Raw genomic sequence first — 24173 nt, forward strand, 5'->3', positions numbered from 1 at the left:
TAGTTATTGTTTTTATAACAATAAGGCTAAATTCTGGATTAGTAGTGCCTGTTAATATAAGATTATGTTGGCATAGCCTCTGCTATAGCTTTATTTATTATTAAGTTGTTGCATTACTCAATTTCTGTTCTTTTTGTCTTAACACAAAGTAAGAGGGCCCCTTCCCTCAGAACCCAAAAAACGCAAGACGATTTTCAACTCACTGGCGCTCAAACACAAAATCGTCAGGTTTTACACCTGGAACGGTTCACTGTTAGATAGCCGTTATTGGTAATCTTAAATCACATCCAGCATCTAGTATCTAGATACTTGTGTCTAATTTCTTACTCATTAAATGTAATAGCCGATAAGGCGGCAAGTTTATCATTAGGCTTTTCGCGTTTTACAATAATAAAATACAAGTCGTGCTTACCGGTGATAGGCTTGTCTAAGGTGCCAGTAACTTGTTTAGGCCCTTTACCGCCACCATTCGCCTGGAAAGTTGTTCGGCTAATAACAGGACCCGCAAAGGAACCAATGCGCAATTCTATCTCGCCGTTTTTATCCGGGGCCGAATAGTCGTAGGTAAACCCTTTGATATTGGTTAAATCGGTGTTTTTGAGTAAAATAAATGCCTTATGGTCGCCGGTACTCAAATTGTTGCCGAACCGCCGGAAACCGGTATACCCATCGGCATCAATGCTTCTTACTTTGGCGTTGCGCAACGTTACTACCTCCGTGCCAGTAAGCGGACCTACGGCTTTACCACCTTTATCGGTGTAAGTAGCTAGTAAAGTGTACATTCCTCGCGGTTCGGTTTCTTTGTGTTCTTTTAAGGCAACGGTACCTTTAGCCGGCAAGTTAATTTTTTGTTTTTTAGCATCGGTGAGCGAGAAAATGTAATTCACCATTTCCTGCGCATCTTTCTCGGCAATTTGCGGGTGAGCGCTCATGACGTGCTCCGTTCCCCAGTTACCCCCGCCGCCCGCAATGATTTTCTTAGCTAATAGCTCTACCGCCCCGCTTTGCTTCTTATAACGAGTTGCCACGGCTACAAAAGCGGGTCCCACCGAAACTTTATCAATAGTATGACAGGCTTTACAATCACTATTGGTAATCAGCGTTTTACCTAGCGAATTTGTTTCGATGGTAGTAACTACCTGGTGCCCCGCACTTGGTTCTTTGTTGGAAGTACTAGGTTCCGGATTGTAATCGAAATACACTTTTAAGTTTTTAGGATCAATGGTTTTATCTTCTTTATCCTTTATTTGAACGTTGTATGTAAAAGGCTTATTCTCCCAGTAAAAAGATTTGTTGCCGGTGGTGGCAATCGTTACTTCCGGCGACGCATTACCTACTTTTACTATTATTGTATCCGTAGAAGATAAGCCGGAATTATCTGTAACTTTTAAAACTGTCTGGTAAATACCCGGCTCTTTGTAAGTGTATGTTGGATTAGGGGAAGTAGCGCCAACTGTTTTGCCGTCGAACAGCCATTGGTAGGTTAACTTATCGTTATCGTCCAGGTCGCGGGTACCCCGGCTAGCAAACTTTACCCGGAGCGGTGCCGGGCCGGTTACTTCCGTTAACTCTGGTCCCATGCGTGGGTCGGAAGTTAAGTAAGAACGGGCACTGGCCTGCGCCATTGCTATAGAATCCGTGGCGTACGCTTTCGCAATAGGTGGTCGGTTACTAGTATTATATTCAATTTTTACCAACCGAGCGTCTTCGTTATCAGCGCCATAAACCGAGCCATATTCAAGCATATACATCACCCCATCTTTGCCAAAAGCTAAATCAATTGGTCGCCGGAAATCGCCGTTTAAAGCCATAAAAGGTTCAGCCCGGACAAAATTTTCGTTGGCATCAAATCGTAAGGCCATTACCCAATTGCGCATCCAGTCCATCACGAATAAAGTACCATCGTAAAACTCTGGAAACTTAGATTTAGAAGTTGAATTTTTATCGTAAGTGTAAAATTCTCCGGCCATGGCGCTACGGCCGCCAATGCCTAATTCCGGAAACTCTTTGGAAGCATCGTAGGGGTACCAAATCATGGCCGGTACTGCCGGAGGTAATTTATTTAACCCGGTATTATTAGGAGAGTTATTGATGGGAGCTTTAGCATCGTAGAGTGCTCCGGCTTTTTTAGTGGCAAAATTCCATTCGGGATAGGCAATACTGTTACCCACAAAATAAGGCCAACCATAATTACCTGCTTTTTTGGCCTGATTAAATTCATCATAGCCTTTCGGGCCGCGCAAACTATCTACCCCGGCATCCGGACCAATTTCTCCCCAGTACAAAACCGAAGTTTTTGGATTTAAAGCAATCCGGTACGGATTACGGCAACCCATTACGTAAATCTCGGGCTTGGTTTTAGGCGTTCCTTTTGCAAATAAATTTCCTTCCGGAATAGTATAGGAACCATCCGGCTCCGGATGAATGCGCAATATTTTACCTTTAAAATCATTCGTATTAGAAGCCGAACGCTGAGCATCTTCGCTGTAATGCTCCGGCTCGGGCCTTTCATCAATAGGCGCATAACCCAAAGACGGGAAAGGAGTAGTTCCATCACCAGTAGATAAATACAAATTACCTTCTTTATCCCAGGCCAGAGAACCACCGTGGTGGGCACCGCTTTTTTCCTGCACCGGCACTTGCAACAATACTTTTTCCGAACCAGCATCCAGGGTATTATCGGGTTTTAAAGTAAACCGGGACAAATGAAACAAGTACGGCTCCTCGGCTTTTGGTGGGCTATAGTACACGTATAGCTGTTTGTTAGTAGCAAAATTAGGATCTAAAGTTAAACCAATTAAACCGGTACCGCCTTTCTGCACTACCTCAAATTTATGGACCTGGTTTAGCTGCTTGGTTTGAGGATCGTAAACCGATAACTTACCCGCAAATTCCGTAAAAAACACCCGACCATCTGGTGCTACGGCCAGTTCCATGGGTACCGCTAAGTCGTTTACCAAAATGGTTTTTACAAAACGGTTTTCCTCGGGCACTACCACGGCGTATGATTTAGTATAATCCAATGGCTTGCCATTGCCCATCGCGTATTTAATACCGCCCAGTAAATGATGTAAGAATAAAGGATCACTGTAACTTTCGGGAGTATGGCCACAGCCGGTATAAAAAGCTCGACCGCCATCGAACTCGTGGTACCAAATAATTGGGTGATTGGCGCCATTAGTACCACCTTCGTAAGAATTTTCGTCGAGTGAAGCCAACACTTTAATTCCCGGGTAAAAAGAACGGTAATTATACCACTCGTCGGTTCGTTCCCACTTATCGGGCAAACCGGTAGTAGCTAGGTGGGTTTTATCGGTTACTTCTACAATGGCTTTGCGCTCACCTGGCTGCAGCGGATGACTGGAAAAATGGGCGCCCATTAATTTATCGTACCAGGGCCATTCGTATTCAGTATCTGCGGCGGAGTGGATACCCAAATAACCACCACCCGCCTGAATATAGCGCTCGAAAGCGGCTTGTTGTTCAGGGTTGAGTACGTTTCCGGTAGTACAGTTAAAAATTACGGCTTGATACTGTTTTAAACTATCATCGGTGAAATAAGCGGCGTTACGGGTGGTATCAACCCGCCAGTTATTTTCTATTCCCATTTTATAAATAGCCTTGTTGGCGTATGGGATAGAAGTATGCTTCCAACCCATAGTTTTTGAAAACACTAAAACACGGGCTGGTTGTTTAAGCTGACTTGCCGTTTGCTTTTTACCGTTTAAACAGGAATACAATCCTAAGCTTACAAGCAATACACTAAGTAAGCCAAGCCAATGCCGGCGGATAGTTGTAAAATTGATCATGCTGATAAATGCTGTTCCAGATGAAATTTTGAAATTCTTAAATGTACTATTTTTTAAGGAATTTTAGCTAGTACTTTTATTCAAATAAAACCACGAAAAAAGAATGACCTGAATTATTGCAGTTAAATTATTTCAATTACAACTTACCCTTAAAATACCAGTACTAAAGCCAATAACTAATTACATTTTACTAACTCCACATGAAAATTCTAACAGCCGCTCAGACGCGTGCGGCCGATGCTTTTACGGTGAAGCAGGAAAATATTCCTTCCCTTACTTTAATGGAGCGGGCAGCACGCGCATTTGTCGGCTGGTTCGAAAATAAATTTTCAGCCAGTCCGGCTCAGCCAATTTTAATTTTTTGTGGACCTGGTAATAATGGTGGGGATGGCTTAGCCATTGCGCGGCTTTTGTACCAACATAATTATTTAGTGCGGGTTTATATTTTACCCACTACTAACTCGTATGCCCCTGATTTTACCGCTAATCTGGAACGTTTATCCGAAGAAATTAAAAAAATGTATTTGCATCAGCTAGCTGATCTACCAAATTCTCTAGATAATGCTATTGTAGTGGATGCACTTTTTGGTACAGGTCTCAACCGCCCGCTTACCGGTTTCATTGCCGAGCTTATTGAGCAAATAAATAAGAGTTCCGCCACTGTAATAGCGGTAGATATACCTTCCGGATTATTTACCGATGCTCCTAATGCAGCGACAGACAGAATTATACAAGCTGATTATACTTTGTCATTTGAGTTACCGAAACTGGCTTTTCTTTTACCTGCTAATGCGCCTTATGTAGGTGAATGGGCCATAGCACCAATTGGCTTAAACGCCAACTTTATTGCAGAAACAGAGTCATCTTATTTTTTTATTTCTCCGGATGTGCCAGTTGCTATTTTAAAACCTCGTCCGAAGTATGCGCATAAAGGCACGTTTGGTCACGCTTTGCTTATTAGTGGGAGTTACGGTAAAATGGGGGCTACCGTATTATCGGCGCGAGCTTGTTTGCGGAGCGGCGTAGGCTTACTTACCGTGCATTGCCCAGCAGTTGGCTATACTATTTTACAAACGGCAGTACCAGAAGCCATGACCTTAACCGATACAGAAAATAATTTTATTTCCCAATTACCAGATTTAAGTACTTATACTGCTATTGGCATTGGACCGGGCTTAGGTAAAAACCCAGCCACTCGCCAAATGGTAAAACAATTATTAGCTACTGCCCGTGTGCCACTCGTAATAGATGCTGATGCCTTAAATATAATGGCTGAAGATGAGAGTTTGAAAAACGCTTTACTTCCCGATAGCATTTTAACCCCGCATCCTAAAGAATTTGAACGCTTAGCCGGTTCAGCCGAAAACGATTATCACCGCTTAGAATTATTGAAAGAATTTTGTCAGAAACATACGTGTTATGTAGTTTTAAAAGGAGCACATACTTGCATTGGTACTCCGGCGGGCACCTGTTATTTTAATAGCACTGGTAATCCGGGGATGGCTACTGGTGGCACCGGCGATGTATTAACCGGCATTATTACCGCTTTAGTGGCGCAACAATATTCTGCTTTGGATGCTTGTATTTTAGGAGTTTACCTCCACGGCTTAGCCGGTGATTTAGCTAAGATTGAAAATGGCGAACAAGCTTTATTAGCATCAGATATTATCCAATACTTGGGCAAATCGTTTTTAAAAGGCTCTTACTTAGATTGACATTCCGTATTTATTCTTCCTGAACCTAGCCATTAGATGGCGATAGTTGCGGCCAGATAAACGAGTAAAAACTGCAGCAACATCATACCATCCGCCAAAATCAGGAAATAATAATCGTTGCGTTTCTCGTGGCTGAACCATACCACCATTGCTGCTATCGCTGCTGATAATTCTAAGTTGAATAGCATGAGTCCGCTTTCTGTAAACCAGGTAAGTTCCGCAAAAATTAATAAGAGAACTAAAGAAAGAATTTTGGTGAACCGCACTCCAACTAAACCCGGAAAGGTAAGCGTACGGGCAAGCCGGTCTTTTTCAAAATCGCGAATATCGAATAACAAGGTAAGAGCAAACAAAAAGAAAAAACGCCGCAGCAACAGTAAAACATTTTCTGTAGATAAAATCGATATGTTCCCAGCTAGTAAAGGTAATATAACTGTTACGCAACTCCAGACATAAGCCACTAGAAACACTTTTACTAAAGGCACATTTCGTAGCGGCATGTACATTCCGTTTTTCTGCGGAATAATTCTGGAAGAGTATAAAATTGAAATAGCTACTAAGTGGGCTATAAACCAAATGTGATGCGTTTGTCCGTGCCGGGCAAATAAGTACAAGGAGCTTAAACCAGCAATGCTCATACAAAATAATAGAATTGGCCGGTTTCGGGTCAACCAATTCTTTCGCTCAGAAATGAGTACGTTCTGGTTAAATTTATATGGTAGCAAGCCATCTAAATTATAAATAAAAAAAGTAGCTAAAAATGCCAATTCCGCTAACCATAACCTTACCGGAAGTTGTAACAACAAGTACGTTTGCCACACTAATCCGAAAGCGCATGCCGCAATGAAAGTATTACTGAACAAAATACAACGCCCTACGTCCCGGAAAAAAGATTGCATTCGCAGTTTTATAAAAGTAAAAATTAGCTAAAAATAAGGGGAATTGACGATTTTAAGATTGACTCGTTTTCTGCACGTAAGTATTACTGAAATAATGGATGATGCGCTAAGCAAACTTATTTGTTTTTAAAGGTGCAAAAATAAAAACCGGTTATTCTGAAGAACAACCGGTTTTACGTAAAATACTGTGTATTTCTAATTTTGGTAAAAAATATAAGCACATCAAGTATAAACTCTAATCTAACTTTTAAGCTTATAGCTTTTATAACTATCCCTTCACAAATTATCTTTCGGTAAGCTCCGGTTTATTCCGGAAGGTTGTATTGTATAATTCAATGCTTTTATTAATAATTTCGTAGGCTTGCTCTCTTCCTAAAAATTGCTCTACCACAACTTCTTTGTTTTCCAGTTTTTTGTAATCTTCAAAAAAGCGACGAATTTCTAGCAGGGTATGAGGTGGTAATTCCGAAATATCATTTATGTGGTTTACCGACATATCATTTTTAGCTACCGCAATGACTTTATCATCTTCTTCGTTGTTATCAATCATTTGCATTACCCCAATTACTTTTGCTTCAATAATGCACATCGGGTGTACATCAATGGAACAAATTACCAGGATATCCAGAGGGTCACTATCGTCGCAATAAGTTTGCGGAATAAAACCATAGTTTGCCGGGTAATGAACCGAGGAAAACAATACACGGTCCAGTTTCAACAGACCGCTTTCTTTATCGAGTTCGTATTTAGCTTTCGAGCCTTTCGGAATCTCGATAATTCCGGTAACTACTGCTGGCGCGTTTTCGCCATACTTTACACTATGCCAGGGGTTATTTTTTCTTGTCATTTATAATCTTCTTTTAAATAGTAAATTTTCGTACAAAATTTCGTAAAAGTACGACTTATCGCGGATTGGTTTACTATTTCAACATACAACTTCAGTATCGTTCAATTTTTTAATAGCGTAAAATCAGTAACAATGGTTACTTAATATGAGCGCTCTATTCGAAATTGACAGTTGATGAATGAATATGGGTCAGATAAAACGCAGGAATTTATTCGGCTAAAGATAATTCCTTTTTATTACCCTGTTCTAAATTGTTGTAAGGCCGGAGATAATAAACCAAAATAACTTACTTTTATAACTTTAAACCATAAAAAAGCATTACAAAAGTTGGTTTAACAACTTTATCTAAAATGTAAGTTTTGCTCTTTTCGCATGAATTTAAAAGAAATTATATTAGTATTTATTGGAGGTGGCTCTGGTAGTCTGGTTCGTTATAGTTTAAGTAAACTTATCACTACTATCTACCCTACTTTATTTCCGTTAGCTACTTTGGTAATTAATAGTTTAGCCAGCTTAATTTTAGGTTTGTTTTTAGGTTTAACTTTTAAATCATTTCAGAACTCTGATCTTAAACTATTAGTTGCAGTAGGTTTTTGCGGTGGGTTTAGTACCTTTTCTACTTTCAGTAACGAAACCCTGATTTTATTTCGGATAGGTCAAAGCCAAATGGCTGTACTCAATATTATCCTAAGTTTAGTTATTTGTATTGGAGCAACTTATTTGGGCTATCTTCTTACTGAATAATAAAATAAAGATTATATAAAGAACTTTTCAGCTATTTAAATTGACCTATTAAGTTGAATTCTTATTAAGTTCAAGGGTCTAACCTTTATAAATGAAAAAGGCTCCAATATGCTGAAGCCTTTTTCATTATAAGAAATAGTTCTCTATATCACCTGCTTGCGGCTAATGCTTCTGCACCACCTACAATCTCCAGAATTTCCGTTGTAATAGCCGCTTGACGAGAACGGTTATACGTTAACTTTAACTGCTTTAATAATTCACCGGCATTATCCGTTGCCTTATCCATGGCCGTCATACGGGCACCGTGTTCTGAAGCGTTTGACTCCAATATTGCTTTATAAAACTGAATTTTAAGTGATTTTGGAATTAACTCCTCAATAATCTGCTCTTTGGATGGCTCAAAAATATAATCAGTATTTGTTGTAACGGCAGAAGTTGATGTAGCCGAGGCTTGCTCCTGAATAGGTAAAAATTGCTCTACCCGGATTATCTGAGTGGCTACGTTTTTAAATTCATTATACACTATATCCACCTGGTCGTACTCACCCGCCTGGAAAGCATTCATGGCATATTCTGCTGCTACCCGCACTGTATCAAATGATAGCTGAGTAAAAACATGCGTATAATTACCAATTAGCTTAGAGCCTCGCTTCGTTAAATAATCATGACCACGCTTACCAATAGCTAAAAATTCTACTCGGCCTGCGGCCATTTGCCGGCTATAACGCTCCTCTATTAAATTATTTACTGCTTTAAGAACATTACTGTTAAAGGCGCCGGCTAATCCCCGGTCAGAAGTAACTACAACAACTAATACACGATTAATTTCCCGTTGTTCTGCATACACATTCGCCGTTGAATCATTGGTTAACCGGGATAAATTAGTTAAGATGCTGCTTAATCGCTGGGCATAAGGCCGCATCCGGATAATATTGTCCTGAGCCCGGCGCAACTTAGCCGCCGCCACCATTTTCATGGCTTTGGTAATTTGTTGGGTCGAGGTTACGGAAGTTATTCGGCTACGTACTTCTTTTAAACTGGCCATTTAGTTTGTATAATTTTGAAAAGATAAAAACACAAATGTGAAAAATTCTTGATTTGCCTCTATCTTACTTTTATTAGAAAAAGTGTTTACCAGCATATAACTAGTAAACACTTTTTTACCTTATTACTTTCTATATCTGGATGATACTTCTTTCGCTACTTGTTTAATAGCACTGATAGCAGTATCCTCTAACTTACCTACACGCAATAAATCCAAGGCATCTTTGTGATTCAATTCCATACTGCGCAAGAATTCTTGTTCAAAGTTTCTTACTTCATTTACCGGAACATCGTCAATTAAACCGTTGGTGCAGCAATAAATAATGGCTACTTGTTGCGCTACTGGCACTGGGGAGAACTGTGGCTGCTTTAATACTTCCAGGTTCCGACGACCACGTTCAATCGTTAACTTAGTAGAAGCATCCAAATCTGAACCAAATTTAGCAAATGCCTCCAATTCCCGGAACTGAGCTTGATCCAGTTTTAGAGTACCGGCCACTTTCTTCATTGACTTGATCTGAGCGTTACCTCCTACCCGTGATACCGAAATACCTACGTTAATGGCCGGACGAATACCAGAGTTAAATAAGTTAGTTTCCAAGAATATTTGACCATCTGTAATTGAAATTACGTTGGTTGGGATGTAAGCCGAAACGTCACCTGCTTGGGTTTCAATTAATGGTAAAGCGGTTAATGATCCCCCTCCTTTTACCAAATGCTTAATAGAATCTGGCAAGTCATTCATATTACGGGCAATCTCGTCGGATGCGTTAATTTTTGCGGCCCGCTCTAACAAACGAGAGTGCAAATAGAACACATCACCTGGGTAAGCTTCCCGTCCTGGAGGACGACGTAACAATAAAGAAACTTCCCGGTAAGCCACTGCTTGCTTCGACAAATCGTCATAAACAACCAAAGCTGGACGACCCGTATCGCGGAAGAATTCACCAATAGCTGCTCCGGTAAAAGGAGCGAAAAACTGCATTGGTGCCGGATCGGATGCCGAAGCAGATACCACAATAGTGTAATCCATTGCACCACCTTGCGTAAGAGCATTTACTACCTGCGCTACCGTAGATGCTTTCTGACCTACTGCCACGTAAATACAATAAACCGGCTCGCCACGCTGATAGAATTCTTTTTGATTGATAATAGTATCAATAGCTACGGCAGATTTACCTGTTTGACGGTCACCAATGATTAACTCGCGCTGTCCACGTCCGATCGGAATCATGGAATCAATCGCTTTAATACCGGTTTGCATCGGCTCATTTACCGGCTGACGATAAATTACCCCAGGAGCTTTTCTTTCCAGCGGCATGTCGTACAAAGGACCAGCAATAGGGCCTTTACCATCTATCGGCTGACCTAAAGTATTCACTACGCGACCCACCATAGCATCGCCTACCTGAATACTGGCAATTTTATTAGTGCGTTTTACTGTCGCACCTTCTTTTATTTCGCTATAGTCGCCGAGCATTACGGCTCCTACATTATCTTCTTCTAAATTTAAAACGAGAGCTTGCAGACCATTGGCAAATTCCAATAACTCACCGGACTGGGCTTTAGATAAGCCGTAAATACGAGCAACCCCGTCCCCTACCTGCAATACTGTTCCTACTTCCTCTAATTCGGCTTCGGTGCGGAAATTGGATAACTGTTCTCTTAATATCGCTGATACCTCATCAGGTCTAACTTCTGCCATAATTATAATTTACTAGTGTAAGAATTATCTTTTAATTGATTTTTTAAGCGCAACAAGCTGGCACGAATAGAATCATCCATCTGTATATCGCCAATACGTAAAATATATCCGCCAATTATAGCTGGGTCTACTATTTCATCCAGTACAACTGAATTCATACCGGTACGATTAATTACTATTCGCTTAAACTCCTCCTGCAAAACTGGAGTAAGTGGAGTAGCCGTAGTAATTTGCGCTTTTTGTACTTTTTTTAACAAATTATACTGGGCTAAAAATTCCGTGGCCATACTACTAAGTACAGCTTCCCGGTTTTTTTCAGTAATAATGGTAAAAAACGATAAAGTTAAATCACTTACTTTACCTTTAAATATTGCTTTTAATACCGCTAATTTTTTATCATGCTTCACAATAGGGTTCCGAAGCATTAAACCTAAATCACGGCTAGAGGCTACTGTTTTCGAAAAAAGTAGCATATCCTGGTAAATATCTTCTAATACACCTTTTTCTTGTGCTAACTCAATTAATGATTTAGCATAACGCGAAGCAATTCTATAGTCGGACATAATTAATTTATAATGGTAAGTTATTAGCTGCTGGGTGTAGTTAAACTAGGTCTAGCAACTAACAATTGGTAACTGCCAACTAATTTAGTTTTATATCTTTTAAATAATCTTGTACTAAAGCCTGCTGGGTGCCCGCATCGCGTAGTTCGTGTTTTAAGATACGCTCGGCAATTTCAATAGAAACACTAGCTGCTACATTTTTCACCTCTGCTAAAGCAGATTTTTTCTCGTTTTCGATTTCTTCTTTAGCTTGCGTAAAAATGCGATTACTTTCAGCCGCCGCCCGATTTTTGGCATCTTCCACTATCGCCCGGCCATTATCGGCTGCTTCTTTTAAAATGCGATCACGTTCGATACGGGCTTCCTGCAATAATTTTTCGTTGTCTGCCTTTAATGCCTGCATTTCTAACTTGGCTCTTTCGGCCATGCTAAGAGCTGATTCAATTGATTGTTCCCGTTCGCGCAAAGAGGCCATGATTGGCCGCCAGGCAAATTTAGAAAGCAAAAACAGAACAAGAATAAAAGTAATGGTCTGCCAAAAAATAAGTCCGATACCAGGGGTTACTAATTCCATGTGGTAATAAAAAATTTTAAAATAGTGGTTTAAACCAAAAAACTACAATTTCACTTTATGGCATATAATTTAAGTCCTTGTTGCACTAATCATTCAATTTCCAGCTGCCCGCGCTAAAAGGCATGCCCTAAGAGCCGGACAGCCGGAAATAAAAGGTTTTAACCTTTGAATGAAATAAGCAGACAAACTACCACACCAAACAGAGCCACCCCTTCAATAAGAGCGGCGGCGATAATCATCGCTGTTTGAATACGAGCAGTAGCTTCTGGCTGACGCGCGATAGATTCCATGGCGGAGCCACCAATTCTACCAATACCTAAACCGGCACCTAAAGCAACTAAACCAGCACCAATACCGGCACCCATAATTGCTAAACCCGTACCTTCGGAAAGGCCTTGTACAACTTGAAGCAATAATGCTAACAACATAGAGATAAATTATATAGTGAAAAAAAGTAAAAAAATTCTTATTAATGTGCGCCGTGTCCCATGTCATCGGCGTGGTCGTGCTCTTCCACAGCTCCACCAAAATACATAGACGTTAGCAAGGTAAATACATAGGCTTGTAACAAGGCTACGAATAACTCCAGAAAGTTCATGAATATGGCAAATGCTACGCTTATGGGGCCAATAGCAAAGCTTTTAAATATGAATATGAGAGAAAACAAGCTTAAAATAATAATGTGCCCCGCGGTGATATTAGCAAATAACCGGACCATTAAAGAGAAAGGCTTTGTTAAAATACCTACCAGTTCAATCGGAATCATAATCGGCAATAAAGCAACCGGCACCCCAGGGGTTTTAAAAATGTGCGCCCAATAAGCTTTATTAGAACTAAATAAGGTAATAACTAACGTAAATACAGCCAGAACTAAAGTAACAGCTATATTACCAGTTAAGTTAGCTCCGCCTGGCATTAAGCCTAACAAGTTATTAAACCAGATAAAAAAGAAAATGGTAAGCAAATAAGGCAAGTACCGCTCGTATTTAGGACCAATATTAGGTTTAGCAATGTCGTCGCGGATAAATATTATAATTGGTTCAAAAAAAGACTGGATACCACGAGGCGCTTTACCCCGGTTAGATTTATAACGACCTGCTACGGTAAAGAAAATTCCTAACAGCAAGGCAACACTCAAAAATAAAGAAGCCACATTTTTGGTGATGGAGAAATCCAAAGGTCCAACGTGCTTTTCTTTTCCATCGGCAGTGGCTTGCGTTAAAGGTTCACCTTCTTCGTTTGCGTAATAAATATGGCCATGCTCCATCACATAGCCCTTGTAGGGTACTATCTGATGATGCTCGTTATAAAAATTGCTGGATGAAAATACCTCTAAACCATTTTTACCGTACACAATCACCGGCAAATGCACCACAAAGTTATCCGCGAAATGCCAGGAGTAATCATCGGTAATGTGATGGGTAATCATACTACCCGGGTCAAAATTAGTTTCTTCGTGCGCGGGTTCAGCCGCAGTAGCAGCAAAAGTAAAGAAGGAAAAGAGTAAAATAAGTAACTTATTCATCAAGAGTGCTTTATGTAAGAACCCATTAAAATTGATTATGGATTATAGCTGCGTTTTTGAATTTCGGCGCAAGTTAGTCAGAATGTGATAAATTTCAAACCCAGTATAAATAAAATAAAGTAAAAAGAAATTTAAGGTAAATTGTAATTCCCGCTCGGTAGCAAAGTATACATATACAAAGATAACTCCCATACACATTAGCACCCGGAATAAAGTAGACCCGAGATAGTACATTTGAAAATTGCCCGGATCATTTTTACTACCTGCATTTACTATATAATAAGTAAATCCTGTAACTATCAGGAAGAAAAGCATGATGTACCAGATATACGGATGAACCCAATTGTATCCTTGTAGGTAAACCAGAACGCCTAAAATCAAACCGATAACTCCGGTAATTAAAATCAAACTTTTAAAAAAAGGCATAATACTGATTACATATTTTTATGATTGCAAAACCGAGCTTTAAAGATTAAAAGTTAAATCTGGGTACTGCAACCTGAAATTATTAAATACAAACACTTTTTAATTTCTTGTCCGGATAACTTTATGAATATTCTGCCTATAGCAAATAAAAGCTTACTTCATTACCGAAACAATAATTTTATAAATAGAGCCAATTACTCCTAAAAGCATAAAAACAATAGTAAACCATGGATTTTTATTGCTTACATAAGCGTCTAGCCGCATTCCGGCGTAGGCAGCTATTCCTAATACCAAGAGCATCTGGAAAGCTAGGCCAGAGTATTTGAGGTACGATTGCAATTTTCCTTTCTCTGGATCGGAAGTTTTTCGAAAATCGTCTGGCATCATAGAACAAAGGACTTCCTCAAAAGTACAACTTAATTTTATTAATTTCCGGAAACTACCTAACCGGTTTAGTGGTTTATTTTGACAATTTTCTAAAGTAGTTTCTCTAATAATGCGGTAGCCTGTATTAAACGTTAAAATTGTTTAATTTTAACGTTTAACCATGGGCGTTCGAAACAATCCATAAATTGCCGTTAAAATGGCTAAATACTTTTTACGGGATGAATTATGTTTGGATAGTCAGAAAAATCGTTATAAAAAAAACACCTAAAATCAGTTCCTTATTTACCTTTGTTATTCATACTCTTTGCGCCTTGAAGAAAAAACAGCTAAATATTCTTTTTTTATTTGTCCTTGCCTTTTCTTTTTGGCAATGTGCCAGCAGCGAAAAGTCCGGGTTGCTGGGCCAAGTTTATCATAATACTACTGCTCAATACAATGCTTATTATTTAGGTAGCGAACGTTTAACCGCCGCGGAAGCTAAACTTACCACCGCTACCATCGATGATTATAATCAAATTTTAACCTTTTTCCCTAGTACGGATACAAGTATTACTTCTCCATTTCGGCCAGAAATGGAAGAGGTTATTAAAAAGGCTTCGTTTGCCATTAAAAAGCACCCTAAAAGCCGTTGGACCGGCGATAGCTATATTTTGGTTGGTAAAGCGCGGTATTACATGGGCGACTATGACGAAGCCATTAGAACCTTCCGGTTTGTTAATACTGGTACCAAAAAAGACCAAGTTCGTTTTCGATCGCAAGTATGGTTGATGCGTTGTTTTATAGCACAGCGGGATTTTGAAAGTGCCGATGCCGTATCTGATTTACTTAAAAAAGTTAGACTAAATAAAAACAATGCGGTTCATTTGTTTTTGAACCGCGCCGATTATTACCTATTACAAAAAGATACCAGTTTAGCCATTACCAACCTGAAACTGGCTATCCCTATAATGAGGAACAAAGATTACCAAGCTCGGGCACGTTTTATTCTGGCGCAGCTATATCAGAAAACCAATAATAATAAGCAGGCCTACGAAGTATACTCAAAAATTTTAAAAAAGAATCCACCTTATGAACTGGGTTTCCATAGCAAATTAAATTTGGGTCAGGTAACCGAATTATCAGATCCGAACGATAAAGCACGCATTGAAAAATATTATACCAAATTACTCAAGGATTCTAAGAATGTTGATTTCAGAGATAAAATCTACTACGAAATGGCGCAGTTCGCGCTTAAACAAAAGCAATACGAACCGGCACTGGATAATTTAAAGAAATCTACGAAAGCTTCTGGTAACGAAATCCAAAAAGCCTATTCTTATTTACTGGCAGGTAAAATTTACTACGAAAACCTACAAAAATTTTCTTTGGCGGCGGCTTATTACGACAGCGCGGTACAGGTTATGCCACCTAATAGCGTTGAATACTTAGCTGCCTCCGAGCGGCGTGATATACTAAAAGAATTTTCTACTCATTTTACTACTATTCAAACGCAGGATAGCCTCCAAGCTTTAGCCCGGCTCGATTCCGCTAGTTTAAATAAGCGAATCAATGCTATTTTGGAAATGGCTGCTAAAAAAGCCCAGCAAGCGCAGCAAGACCAACAACGCCAGCAAAATAATGGTGGCCAACCCCGAAGCCCATTCAACTTAATTCCTGGTCAAAATGGGCAAACCAACAGACCGGGAGGCTTTAATACTAATTCTGGCGGAACCTGGTATTTTGATAATCCCACTTCTGTAGCCAGGGCACGGGCTGAATTTACGCAACGTTGGGGCAACCGCCAATTGCAGGATAATTGGCGGGTTTCAGATAAGGAAGCCTCCGCCGTTGCTCAAAATCCTAATAATCTTATTGGCATAGATTCAACCGGAGTTAGCCCCGACTCAGCAACTGCTATTAACCCGAAAGCTGCCCGGCAGGATTTATTACAAAATATTCCAATTGGAGCAGAGCGAATGAAAGCTTCTAACAATCAAGTGGAAGAAGCCATGTTTAGCTTAGCGGGTATTTATCAGCAACAACTAAATGAGCCAACCCGAGCCGCTGAAACGTACGAAAAGCTTTTACAACGTTTCCCTGCTACTAAACATAAGTCGGAAGTATATTATAGTTTGTATTTGATTAACCATGAACAAAAGAATGAGCGGGCTAAAACGTACGCTGATTTAGTAAAACGGGAATTTCCGGGCAGCAAATACGCCAAGCTTATCGACCAGCCGGATTATTTACAACAAGTTTCGGCCAACAACCAAAAAGCGCGGCAATTATATGATTCTGCATTTGTTAATTACCATCGCGAACAGTATCCCGTAGCTATTACTTTAATAAACCAGGTACAAAAACAATATCCGGATAGTGAATTATCCGATCGAGCTGCTTTTTTACAAGTTCTAATTACAGGCCGCACCCAAAAGCCGGCGGTTTTTAAAACAGCGGTACGGCAATTCATGGAACAGTATCCCTCCAGTACGCTGCTACCTAAAGCCGAGGAAATATTAACTTCGTTTGAAGCTTATGAAAGCGGACAATTATCGGAAGCAGAATTTAACAAAACTCACCCTAAAAAAACAATTGAGCCCTTTGCTCCTGAAGCACAAGCAGTGGCGGAGCAAACGGAAGAGCCCCCCGTTTCGACGGAAGCAGAAGTGCAACCTAACCGCAGAAGGCGGCCGCGAAAAGAAGTGGTTCCCGAGGTAACATCGGAACCTTCCGATCCAGAAATAACTAACGACTCAACTGCTACTGATCCGGTTGCGGTTGCGCAGGAACCTGTTGCTGATCAGGATACAACCCAAGCAGACCAGCAACAAGAATCTTCCGTAGAACCTGCGTCAAATACGCCAAAGCCAGAAACTTCTCCTGCAGGTACGGTTAGCTCGCCCACAACCACTGCTGCTCCAGTTGCCGCCGCGCCTGTTTATGCTACTAATTTAGCTTTACCGCACGTAGTGGTTATTGCGTATCCTAAAACCCACCCGGCATTTAAGAATGTTTACACTAAAATGATTAATTACAACGCTAAGTATAATCAGATTGATAAACTAAGTATTGATTCCGCTACTTTCAGCGGCGCTACTAACATTTTAGTAATTAAAGAATTTGGTACTGGTAAAAAGGCGGTTAATTACGCCACTAAACAAAAAGCTCCCCAATCACCGTTAAGTAAGATCAGAGGAATAGAATTTACTACCTTTGCTATTTCTTCCGAAAATTTACCAATTCTGTTAAAAGAAGGGAAACTGGAAGATTATCTTACTTTCTACAAAAACAATTATTTTTAATACATGGCTTCGCCTAAATCGAGTAACTATTATCCCAAAATTATTTCGGCAATCTGGTTAGTATTTGTGGCCGGTTTACTGGCACTGATATTATACGTTTACGCTGTTAGTATTAATTTTTTAAACTTGTTCGGCGAGTTACCGGACTTTCGCGCCTTAGAAAACCCTAGAAGTATTTTAGCCTCGGAAGTTTACTCCGAAGACAACGTACTAATGGGCAAGTATTTTCTGGAGAACCGCTCCCCGGTATATGATAGACGCGATTTATCGCAGAATTTAATAGACGCGCTGATTGCGACCGAAGACATCCGTTTTGAAGAACATTCCGGCATTGATTTTAAGGGTTCTTTTGCGGTAATCTATTATAAACTTACCGGTAAACAAGACCGGGGTTCCAGTACCCTTACGCAGCAGTTAGCCCGCAACTTATTTCGTACCCGCACCGATTTAAATAAAGGATTATTAAGTTCTGTGCCGGGTCTGCGGATGCTCATTATTAAAACCAAAGAATGGATTATGGCTATCCGGCTGGAGCGTTCTTATTCAAAAAGAGAAGTACTACTCATGTATTTAAATACCGTTGACTTTGGCTCAGGGGCATTTGGGATAAAATCGGCGGCTAAAACTTTTTTTAACAAAGCTCCTAAGGATTTAAAGCTCGAAGAATCGGCGGTATTAGTGGGTTTACTGAAAGGTCCTTCTTATTTCAGCCCGGTAAAAAATCCGCAACGCTCATTGGCACGTCGCAATACAGTTATTGACCAAATGCAGAAATACGGCTTTATTCAGCCGGAAGAAGCGGAGCAGGCAAAAAATACTCAAATTGCGCTTAATTACCACGTCGAAAACCAGAATACCGGAATGGCTCCGTATTTTCGGACGGAATTAGGCAAGTTTTTGCTGCGCTGGTGCAAAGAGAATGGATATAACCTGTATGAGGATGGTCTGAAAATCTATACTACCATTGATTCGCGTATGCAGCGTTACGCCGAACAAGCCGTGCAGGAACACATGAGTAAACAGCAAAAATTATTTACCAGTTACTGGAAAGGCCGCCAACCTTGGACGAACAAGGATGGAACTACCATTAAAGGATTCCTGGAAACTCAAATTAAATTAACCGACCGCTACAAGAGCCTTGATAGTCGTTTTGAAGGCAACCAAGATTCGATTAATTACTATCTGCACAAAAAAATACCCATGAAAGTATTTACCTGGGAAGCTCCCGGGGAAAAAGAAGTAAAGATGAGTCCTTTGGATTCATTGGCTTACTATAAACGCTTTCTAAATACGGGTTTTATGGCCATGAACCCGCTTAACGGACACATTAAAGCGTGGGTAGGCGGTAATAATTATAAATACTTTAAGTACGATCACGTGAAGCAAGGCCGCCGTCAACCTGGTTCTACGTTTAAACCAGTGGTTTACTTAGCTGCTATTGATAATGGCTACTCGCCTTGCTACGAAGTAATGGATGTTCCGGTAACATTTGCCAGCTCAGACGGACAACCACCCTATACTCCGGATAATGACGATAAAGTTTTTTCTGGCCGTTCTTTTAACTTGCGCGAAGCTTTAGCTTTTTCCAAGAATACCGTTACCGCTCATTTAGTACAAAAGCTTACTCCTCAAAAAATAGTAGATTATGCGAAGCGTCTCGGATTCTCTTCGGAAATTGATCCGGTGCCCGCAGTAGGTTTCGGTACGAGCGACGTATCCTTGTACGAAATGTGCGGCGCGTACGGCACCTTTGTTAATAATGGAAAATGGACCGAACCGGTTTATTTAACTCGCATTGAAGATAAGAACGGTAATTTACTCTTGAATTTTGTAACGAAATCCCGGGATGTTATTAGCGAAGAAACTGCCTATTTAATGGTGCATTTACTTAAGGGCGGAACCGAAATAAAAGGCGGTACCTCTTACTACGGTTTACGCTTCCGGCATAAACTTAAAAATGAAATCGGGGCTAAAACTGGTACCACCAGTAATTTTTCTGATGCCTGGTTCATGGCCATCACTCCTGATTTAGTTTGTGGCGTTTGGGTAGGCGGCGAAAACCGTAGTATTCACTTCCGGAGTGCGGCTTACGGACAAGGTAATAAACTGGCCTTGCCCGCCTATGGTTTGTTTATGCAAAAAGTACTTGCCGATAAGAGTGTGCCTATTAATACTGGCCCTTTTCCGAAACCTACTGCGCCTCTTTCAGTAGAAATTGATTGTGCCAAATACAATAATGCCGGTATTGCCAGCGATTCTGTTAACCAGGAGCAAATGCTTAATCCGGACATAAAGCTGGATGAAGGAATCTAAACGCTCGATTTTAGATACTTGCTATTATATTTTCTTTATCAAGCCTGATAAATTTGGTTTGAAGAGTGCTGCTTTTTTGGCTTTGCTTTTATTATAAAAGGCAAACACGTAAATTAAAATTCAGCCTCAAGTGTTTATAATCTAAAGAAGTATGCCTGCGGACGAATTAATACGAGAGAAGATAAAGCACTTGCCTAACCGGCCAGGTATTTACAAATTTTTCGATGAGAAAGAAGAAATTATTTACGTTGGGAAAGCCGTGGATATCCGGAAACGGGTAAGCAGCTACTTTAATAAATCTACTCAGCACAATAAGAAAACCCAAAAATTAGTTTCCCACATCCGTAATATTCAATTTACTATTGTAGATACGGAAGGAGATGCCTTTCTGCTCGAAAACAATTTAATTAAACAATATCAGCCTAAGTATAATATTTTACTTAAGGATGGTAAAACGTATCCGTTTATCTGCATTACTAATGAGCGTTTTCCTCGGGTAATTAGTACGCGTAATAAAATCAATGATGGTTCTAAATATTATGGCCCTTATGCCAGCGTAACCAATATGAACGTGGTACTAGAAATGATTCGGGCCTTATATCCGCTACGTACCTGTACCTATAATTTATCGCCGGAAAACATAGAACGGGGTAAGTTTAAAGTTTGCCTGGAATACCACATTGGTAATTGCAAAGGTCCTTGCGAAAATCTCTACGACGAAGAATCATATAACCAGCATATTTTACAAATCCGCAGTATTTTATCGGGCAATTTAGGCATTGCTAAAACTTATTTTAAAGATAAAATGCTTGCGGCCGCCCAGGAAACGCAGTACGAACTGGCTCATAGCTATAAGCAGAAATTAGATGTACTAGAAGACTTTCAGGCTAAATCGACGGTGGTAAGTAATACGCTTACTAATATTGATGTCTTTACTATTTCTTCGAACGAAAAATGCGCCTTTATTAATTACTTAAAAGTAATGAACGGAGCCATTATTCAAACACAATCGCTGGAAATAACCAAAAAGCTCGACGAAACAGATGCGGAAATCTTGGCTACCATTATCATACAGTTGCGCCACGATTTTGAAAGCGAATCGAAAGAAATACTCACCAACGTTGAACTGGAATTGCCCTTAGATAACGTAACTATTACGGTTCCACAAATCGGTGATAAGCGCAAATTATTAAATCTATCGCTTAAAAATGTGCTTTACCTGCGCAAGGAAAAGGAAAGTATGACAGAAAAGTCTAAGGATACGAATGAGGTGCGGATTATGGAAACCCTTAAAAAGATTTGCGCCTTACCGAGCTGCCTAAACACATTGAATGTTTTGATAATTCCAATATTCAGGGTACAACCCCGGTGGCTTCTATGGTTTGTTTCCGGAATGCCAAGCCCAGCAAAAGAGATTATCGGCACTTTCACATAAAAACGGTAATTGGTCCGGACGATTTTGCCTCTATGTACGAGATTGTAACGCGGCGCTACCGTCGTTTGCTTAATGAGGGTACTCCTTTGCCCCAATTAATTGTAATTGATGGGGGTAAGGGTCAGTTAGGTATGGCGGTAAAAGCCTTAAAAGATTTAGGCATTTATAATAAAGTTGCTGTAATAAGTATTGCGAAGCGCCTGGAAGAAATATTTTATCCGGGAGACACTTTACCCCTTTATATTGATAAAAAATCGGAATCTTTACGTTTGCTGCAACGTATTCGCAACGAAGCCCACCGTTTCGGTATAACTTTTCATCGCGATCGTCGGGATGCGGGCACTTTAAAAACAGAAATCACCGACATTAAAGGTTTAGGGCCAACTACCGCCCAAAAATTACTCTTAAAATATAAGTCGGTGAAAAAAATAAAAGAATTATCCGAAACGGAACTAGAAGCAGAAATTGGTAAGGCTAAGACTAAAATTTTACTCGATTATTTTAATCAGGAAAGTAACGCTTAATTTTTATAATTAAAAATATAATTTGTTTAAGATACCAAAGCCAAGTAATTCTTACCGAAAATATTTAAATAAAAAATACTATTCTCTGCTTTAACTGTTTTATTAATACAGCGTAGCTTATAATTGAAAACGGAGCATGGTATTCGAAAAATTCATAATTAAATTACGCTCTTTTCTCCGCCAGGAATATTTTGACCCAGATGTTCTACGAGCCTTACTGGTTACCAGTGGTTTGCTGGTTCCGCTGGTAGTTTCACACGCTCTTGAAGTTCCTGCTTACGGTAGTTTTGCCGCCATAACTGCCCAGTTACTTCTTAGCGCTAGAATACAGACAACTTATCCCCGGGAAGCATTTATTCTTGTTTTCAGCCTTATTTTTATCAGTTTAGCTCCCTTCATTGGCACCTTAGTAGGTAATAATATTTGGTGGGCAGTCATAGCTATGGCTCTTATTGCCGGAATATCCTCGCTAGCAAAAGAACTGGGCACCCACGGACAATCACTAAGTTTGTGTGCCGTTATTGTATTTTTACTTTCTTTAAGTGGCCCTCATGAGCTGGAAACTGGCTTATACCGGATGGTAGCTACTTGGTGTGGTGGTATTTGGGCGTCAATGGTTATTCTGTTTTTCTGGCCGTTCCGCCCTGATTTGCCCTACTACACCAATTTAGCTTTACCTTGGGAGTTAAGTGGCAATTTAGCTGCCTTGTTAGCCAATAGTACCAGTAAGGCATTAGAAGAGAAGATTCAGAAGAAAGAAATAGCACTTCGGAATGCTATCAATAATGTTTTACCCTTTCTTCGTAAAAATAACCGTCGCTTTTTTTATATTCGCCGCGATCTACTTAAAACTGTAAGGGCATCTTCGCGTCTTGGTGCGACCATGTTGGCTATGTTTACCAACCTGGAAACTATATACCGGCAAAACCTTAGTGGGCCTTGGTTAACTGATTTACAAATATGTTTTACCAATGCATCCAAAGCAGCAAAAGCAGTAGCCAATGTCTTAGTTATAGGTCGTAAAAAAGATATTGAACATCTAAAAAACTGCATAAGCCAATTAGTGCTCACTACCCAACAATTAGAGCAACACCTTGATACAAATGACCTGGATATAGTAATCCGATTAGATTTGCACCGAATTTTAATTTTATTTCAGTCAGCTATTCATTATTTAGAGGATGCTCATCTGTTACTTAACCGAATAGAAGAAAAGAAGGCAAATTCTCCTGATGAATTAATACCAGTACGTTTCCAACCTTTATCTAAGCTACTCTCCATTCACCGGCTTTTCAATTTTCGTAAAGTGCCGCTTAGGCACACCTTGAGACTTATGTTACTCACTTCCTTATCTATAGGATTATTTTATGGTTTTGAAATACCTCGGGGATATTGGATTGCTCTAACCATTATGGTGGTTCTACAACCGGACTATGGAACGACCCAGCAGAAAGCCTTGCAACGTGTAACGGGTACAACTATCGGTGCTGCGATAAGTACTTTGCTACTTATTCAGCCACTTAATACCAGTTATTACATATTGCTTATTGCTATTTTCTGCTTCGCGTTCATTTATCTGCAGCAACGCAACTATACTATATCGGTTGTTTTTGTTACCATGATGTTGGTTGCTATGTTTGAAGTTTCGGGGGCTATTGATTGGCATTATGCCGCTTATCGTTTATTCGCTACCAGTTTAGGCGGGATTTTAGCTATAATGGGAGCGTTTTTACTTTGGCCGGATTGGGAACGTTCGCAGGTGCGCAGCATTTTAGCAAAAGGTTTTTTAGCTAACCGAGATTTGCTTTTACAATTGCAACACGAACTTACGGCTCAAACCGGCTTTCATGCCCGCATTATTGCCGATCGTAGAAAAGCGGAAATTGCTAACCTCTCCATTGCCGATTCTGTTGTCCGTTTACAATTAGAGCCCGGCACCAAAAAACAGAAGCTCCAGATAGCGCAAAATATTAGTTTTCATAATAAACGTTTAACCCGAGAACTTACTTCCTTCGCTGCACTTTTACCTAGTATGGATACCAATGAGTCTTACGCGGAACTTATTCTAATTCTTGAACAGTATTCTCAATTAATAACCGATTATGCCGAATATTTAAAAACAGAACTACTTTTTACTAATTCTATTCCAGCAGAACCACCATTTCCCGATGTGAAAAGCACTCTGAAACTTTCGCCTAGTCATGTAGTATCTACTAAAACTAGAGATCAACTGCATATGAATACTGGTACTCTTAAAGAAGAACTTATACACGAACAGGTAAATAAAATAGCACTTACAATTCATGATTTAGGGAAATCTGTTCAAGCTTTAAATGCTTTAAAGAATATCTGATAAAACAAAAAAGGAGGCAATTGCCTCCT

Annotated in this window: 16 protein-coding genes and 1 pseudogene; 6 read left to right on the top strand and 11 right to left on the bottom strand. The window is 40.0% G+C overall.

Annotation, left to right across the window (positions count from 1 at the left end):
• Window positions 1-323: 323 nt before the first annotated feature.
• A complete protein-coding gene (locus AHMF7605_RS15285) occupies window positions 324-3809 on the bottom strand; it encodes a ThuA domain-containing protein (RefSeq protein ID WP_106930746.1) in 3486 nt (1161 codons plus the stop codon).
• Window positions 3810-4009: 200 nt separating this feature from the next.
• Here AHMF7605_RS15285 and AHMF7605_RS15290 point away from each other — a divergent pair, with 200 nt between their 5' ends.
• Window positions 4010-5524, top strand: a complete 1515-nt coding sequence (locus AHMF7605_RS15290) for an NAD(P)H-hydrate dehydratase (RefSeq protein WP_106930748.1) — start codon at window positions 4010-4012, stop codon at window positions 5522-5524.
• Between the two features lie 32 nt (window positions 5525-5556).
• On the opposite strand, the gene AHMF7605_RS15295 is transcribed toward AHMF7605_RS15290, so the two are convergent.
• Window positions 5557-6423: a UbiA prenyltransferase family protein gene (locus AHMF7605_RS15295; RefSeq protein ID WP_106930750.1), complete on the bottom strand. Its 867-nt coding sequence runs from the start codon at window positions 6421-6423 to the stop codon at window positions 5557-5559.
• A gap of 283 nt (window positions 6424-6706) precedes the next feature.
• A complete protein-coding gene (locus AHMF7605_RS15300) occupies window positions 6707-7270 on the bottom strand; it encodes an inorganic diphosphatase (protein WP_106930752.1) in 564 nt (187 codons plus the stop codon).
• Between the two features lie 372 nt (window positions 7271-7642).
• Between AHMF7605_RS15300 and crcB the strand changes: the two genes are divergently transcribed.
• Window positions 7643-8014 (top strand): fluoride efflux transporter CrcB, encoded by a 372-nt coding sequence (gene crcB / locus AHMF7605_RS15305; protein ID WP_106930754.1) that lies wholly within the window; start codon window positions 7643-7645, stop codon window positions 8012-8014.
• A gap of 148 nt (window positions 8015-8162) precedes the next feature.
• Here the strand turns inward: crcB and atpG are convergent, their stop codons facing one another.
• From atpG to AHMF7605_RS15345, 8 genes are all read right to left on the bottom strand, one after another.
• Window positions 8163-9059, bottom strand: coding sequence for an ATP synthase F1 subunit gamma (gene atpG, locus AHMF7605_RS15310; RefSeq protein WP_106930756.1), 897 nt, complete (start codon window positions 9057-9059; stop codon window positions 8163-8165).
• A 123-nt stretch (window positions 9060-9182) separates the two neighbouring features.
• Window positions 9183-10763 carry a F0F1 ATP synthase subunit alpha gene (atpA, locus tag AHMF7605_RS15315; RefSeq protein ID WP_106930758.1) on the bottom strand — a complete coding sequence of 527 codons (1581 nt, stop codon included), beginning with the start codon at window positions 10761-10763 and terminating at the stop codon, window positions 9183-9185.
• 2 nt (window positions 10764-10765) lie between these two features.
• Window positions 10766-11326, bottom strand: coding sequence for an ATP synthase F1 subunit delta (atpH, locus tag AHMF7605_RS15320; protein ID WP_106930760.1), 561 nt, complete (start codon window positions 11324-11326; stop codon window positions 10766-10768).
• Window positions 11327-11405: 79 nt separating this feature from the next.
• Window positions 11406-11900 carry a F0F1 ATP synthase subunit B gene (locus AHMF7605_RS15325; RefSeq protein ID WP_106930762.1) on the bottom strand — a complete coding sequence of 165 codons (495 nt, stop codon included), beginning with the start codon at window positions 11898-11900 and terminating at the stop codon, window positions 11406-11408.
• A gap of 158 nt (window positions 11901-12058) precedes the next feature.
• Window positions 12059-12328: an ATP synthase F0 subunit C gene (gene atpE, locus AHMF7605_RS15330; protein WP_182414102.1), complete on the bottom strand. Its 270-nt coding sequence runs from the start codon at window positions 12326-12328 to the stop codon at window positions 12059-12061.
• Window positions 12329-12369: 41 nt separating this feature from the next.
• Window positions 12370-13425: a F0F1 ATP synthase subunit A gene (gene atpB / locus AHMF7605_RS15335; RefSeq protein ID WP_106930764.1), complete on the bottom strand. Its 1056-nt coding sequence runs from the start codon at window positions 13423-13425 to the stop codon at window positions 12370-12372.
• A 42-nt stretch (window positions 13426-13467) separates the two neighbouring features.
• On the bottom strand, window positions 13468-13851 hold the full coding sequence (locus tag AHMF7605_RS15340) for a hypothetical protein (RefSeq protein ID WP_106930766.1): 384 nt from the start codon (window positions 13849-13851) through the stop codon (window positions 13468-13470).
• Between the two features lie 153 nt (window positions 13852-14004).
• Window positions 14005-14238: an AtpZ/AtpI family protein gene (locus AHMF7605_RS15345; protein WP_233219137.1), complete on the bottom strand. Its 234-nt coding sequence runs from the start codon at window positions 14236-14238 to the stop codon at window positions 14005-14007.
• Window positions 14239-14549: 311 nt separating this feature from the next.
• On the opposite strand from AHMF7605_RS15345, the gene porW reads away from it, so the two are divergent.
• From porW to AHMF7605_RS15365, 4 genes and pseudogenes are all read left to right on the top strand, one after another.
• Window positions 14550-17519, top strand: coding sequence for a type IX secretion system periplasmic lipoprotein PorW/SprE (gene porW / locus AHMF7605_RS15350; RefSeq protein WP_158267517.1), 2970 nt, complete (start codon window positions 14550-14552; stop codon window positions 17517-17519).
• Between the two features lie 3 nt (window positions 17520-17522).
• A complete protein-coding gene (locus AHMF7605_RS15355) occupies window positions 17523-19832 on the top strand; it encodes a penicillin-binding protein 1A (RefSeq protein WP_106930770.1) in 2310 nt (769 codons plus the stop codon).
• Window positions 19833-19983: 151 nt separating this feature from the next.
• A pseudogene (gene uvrC / locus AHMF7605_RS15360) lies at window positions 19984-21791 on the top strand (excinuclease ABC subunit UvrC).
• A 136-nt stretch (window positions 21792-21927) separates the two neighbouring features.
• Window positions 21928-24144 carry an FUSC family protein gene (locus tag AHMF7605_RS15365; protein ID WP_106930772.1) on the top strand — a complete coding sequence of 739 codons (2217 nt, stop codon included), beginning with the start codon at window positions 21928-21930 and terminating at the stop codon, window positions 24142-24144.
• The last annotated feature ends 29 nt before the right edge of the window (window positions 24145-24173 follow it).

This window comes from Adhaeribacter arboris (assembly GCF_003023845.1).
GTDB lineage: Bacteria > Bacteroidota > Bacteroidia > Cytophagales > Hymenobacteraceae > Adhaeribacter > Adhaeribacter arboris.

Bases quoted from the DNA above. Each gene is read 5' to 3' on its own strand.
- AHMF7605_RS15295 (WP_106930750.1), bottom strand. From the start codon at position 6,423: ATGCAATCTTTTTTCCGGGACGTAGGGCGTTGTATTTTGTTCAGTAAT.
- AHMF7605_RS15365 (WP_106930772.1), top strand. From the start codon at position 21,928: ATGGTATTCGAAAAATTCATAATTAAATTACGCTCTTTTCTCCGCCAG.
- AHMF7605_RS15290 (WP_106930748.1), top strand. From the start codon at position 4,010: ATGAAAATTCTAACAGCCGCTCAGACGCGTGCGGCCGATGCTTTTACG.
- atpH (WP_106930760.1), bottom strand. From the start codon at position 11,326: ATGTCCGACTATAGAATTGCTTCGCGTTATGCTAAATCATTAATTGAG.
- crcB (WP_106930754.1), top strand. From the start codon at position 7,643: ATGAATTTAAAAGAAATTATATTAGTATTTATTGGAGGTGGCTCTGGT.
- AHMF7605_RS15345 (WP_233219137.1), bottom strand. From the start codon at position 14,238: ATGATGCCAGACGATTTTCGAAAAACTTCCGATCCAGAGAAAGGAAAA.
- AHMF7605_RS15340 (WP_106930766.1), bottom strand. From the start codon at position 13,851: ATGCCTTTTTTTAAAAGTTTGATTTTAATTACCGGAGTTATCGGTTTG.
- atpG (WP_106930756.1), bottom strand. From the start codon at position 9,059: ATGGCCAGTTTAAAAGAAGTACGTAGCCGAATAACTTCCGTAACCTCG.
- AHMF7605_RS15325 (WP_106930762.1), bottom strand. From the start codon at position 11,900: ATGGAATTAGTAACCCCTGGTATCGGACTTATTTTTTGGCAGACCATT.
- AHMF7605_RS15300 (WP_106930752.1), bottom strand. From the start codon at position 7,270: ATGACAAGAAAAAATAACCCCTGGCATAGTGTAAAGTATGGCGAAAAC.
- atpA (WP_106930758.1), bottom strand. From the start codon at position 10,763: ATGGCAGAAGTTAGACCTGATGAGGTATCAGCGATATTAAGAGAACAG.
- atpE (WP_182414102.1), bottom strand. From the start codon at position 12,328: ATGTTGTTAGCATTATTGCTTCAAGTTGTACAAGGCCTTTCCGAAGGT.
- AHMF7605_RS15355 (WP_106930770.1), top strand. From the start codon at position 17,523: ATGGCTTCGCCTAAATCGAGTAACTATTATCCCAAAATTATTTCGGCA.
- AHMF7605_RS15285 (WP_106930746.1), bottom strand. From the start codon at position 3,809: ATGATCAATTTTACAACTATCCGCCGGCATTGGCTTGGCTTACTTAGT.
- atpB (WP_106930764.1), bottom strand. From the start codon at position 13,425: ATGAATAAGTTACTTATTTTACTCTTTTCCTTCTTTACTTTTGCTGCT.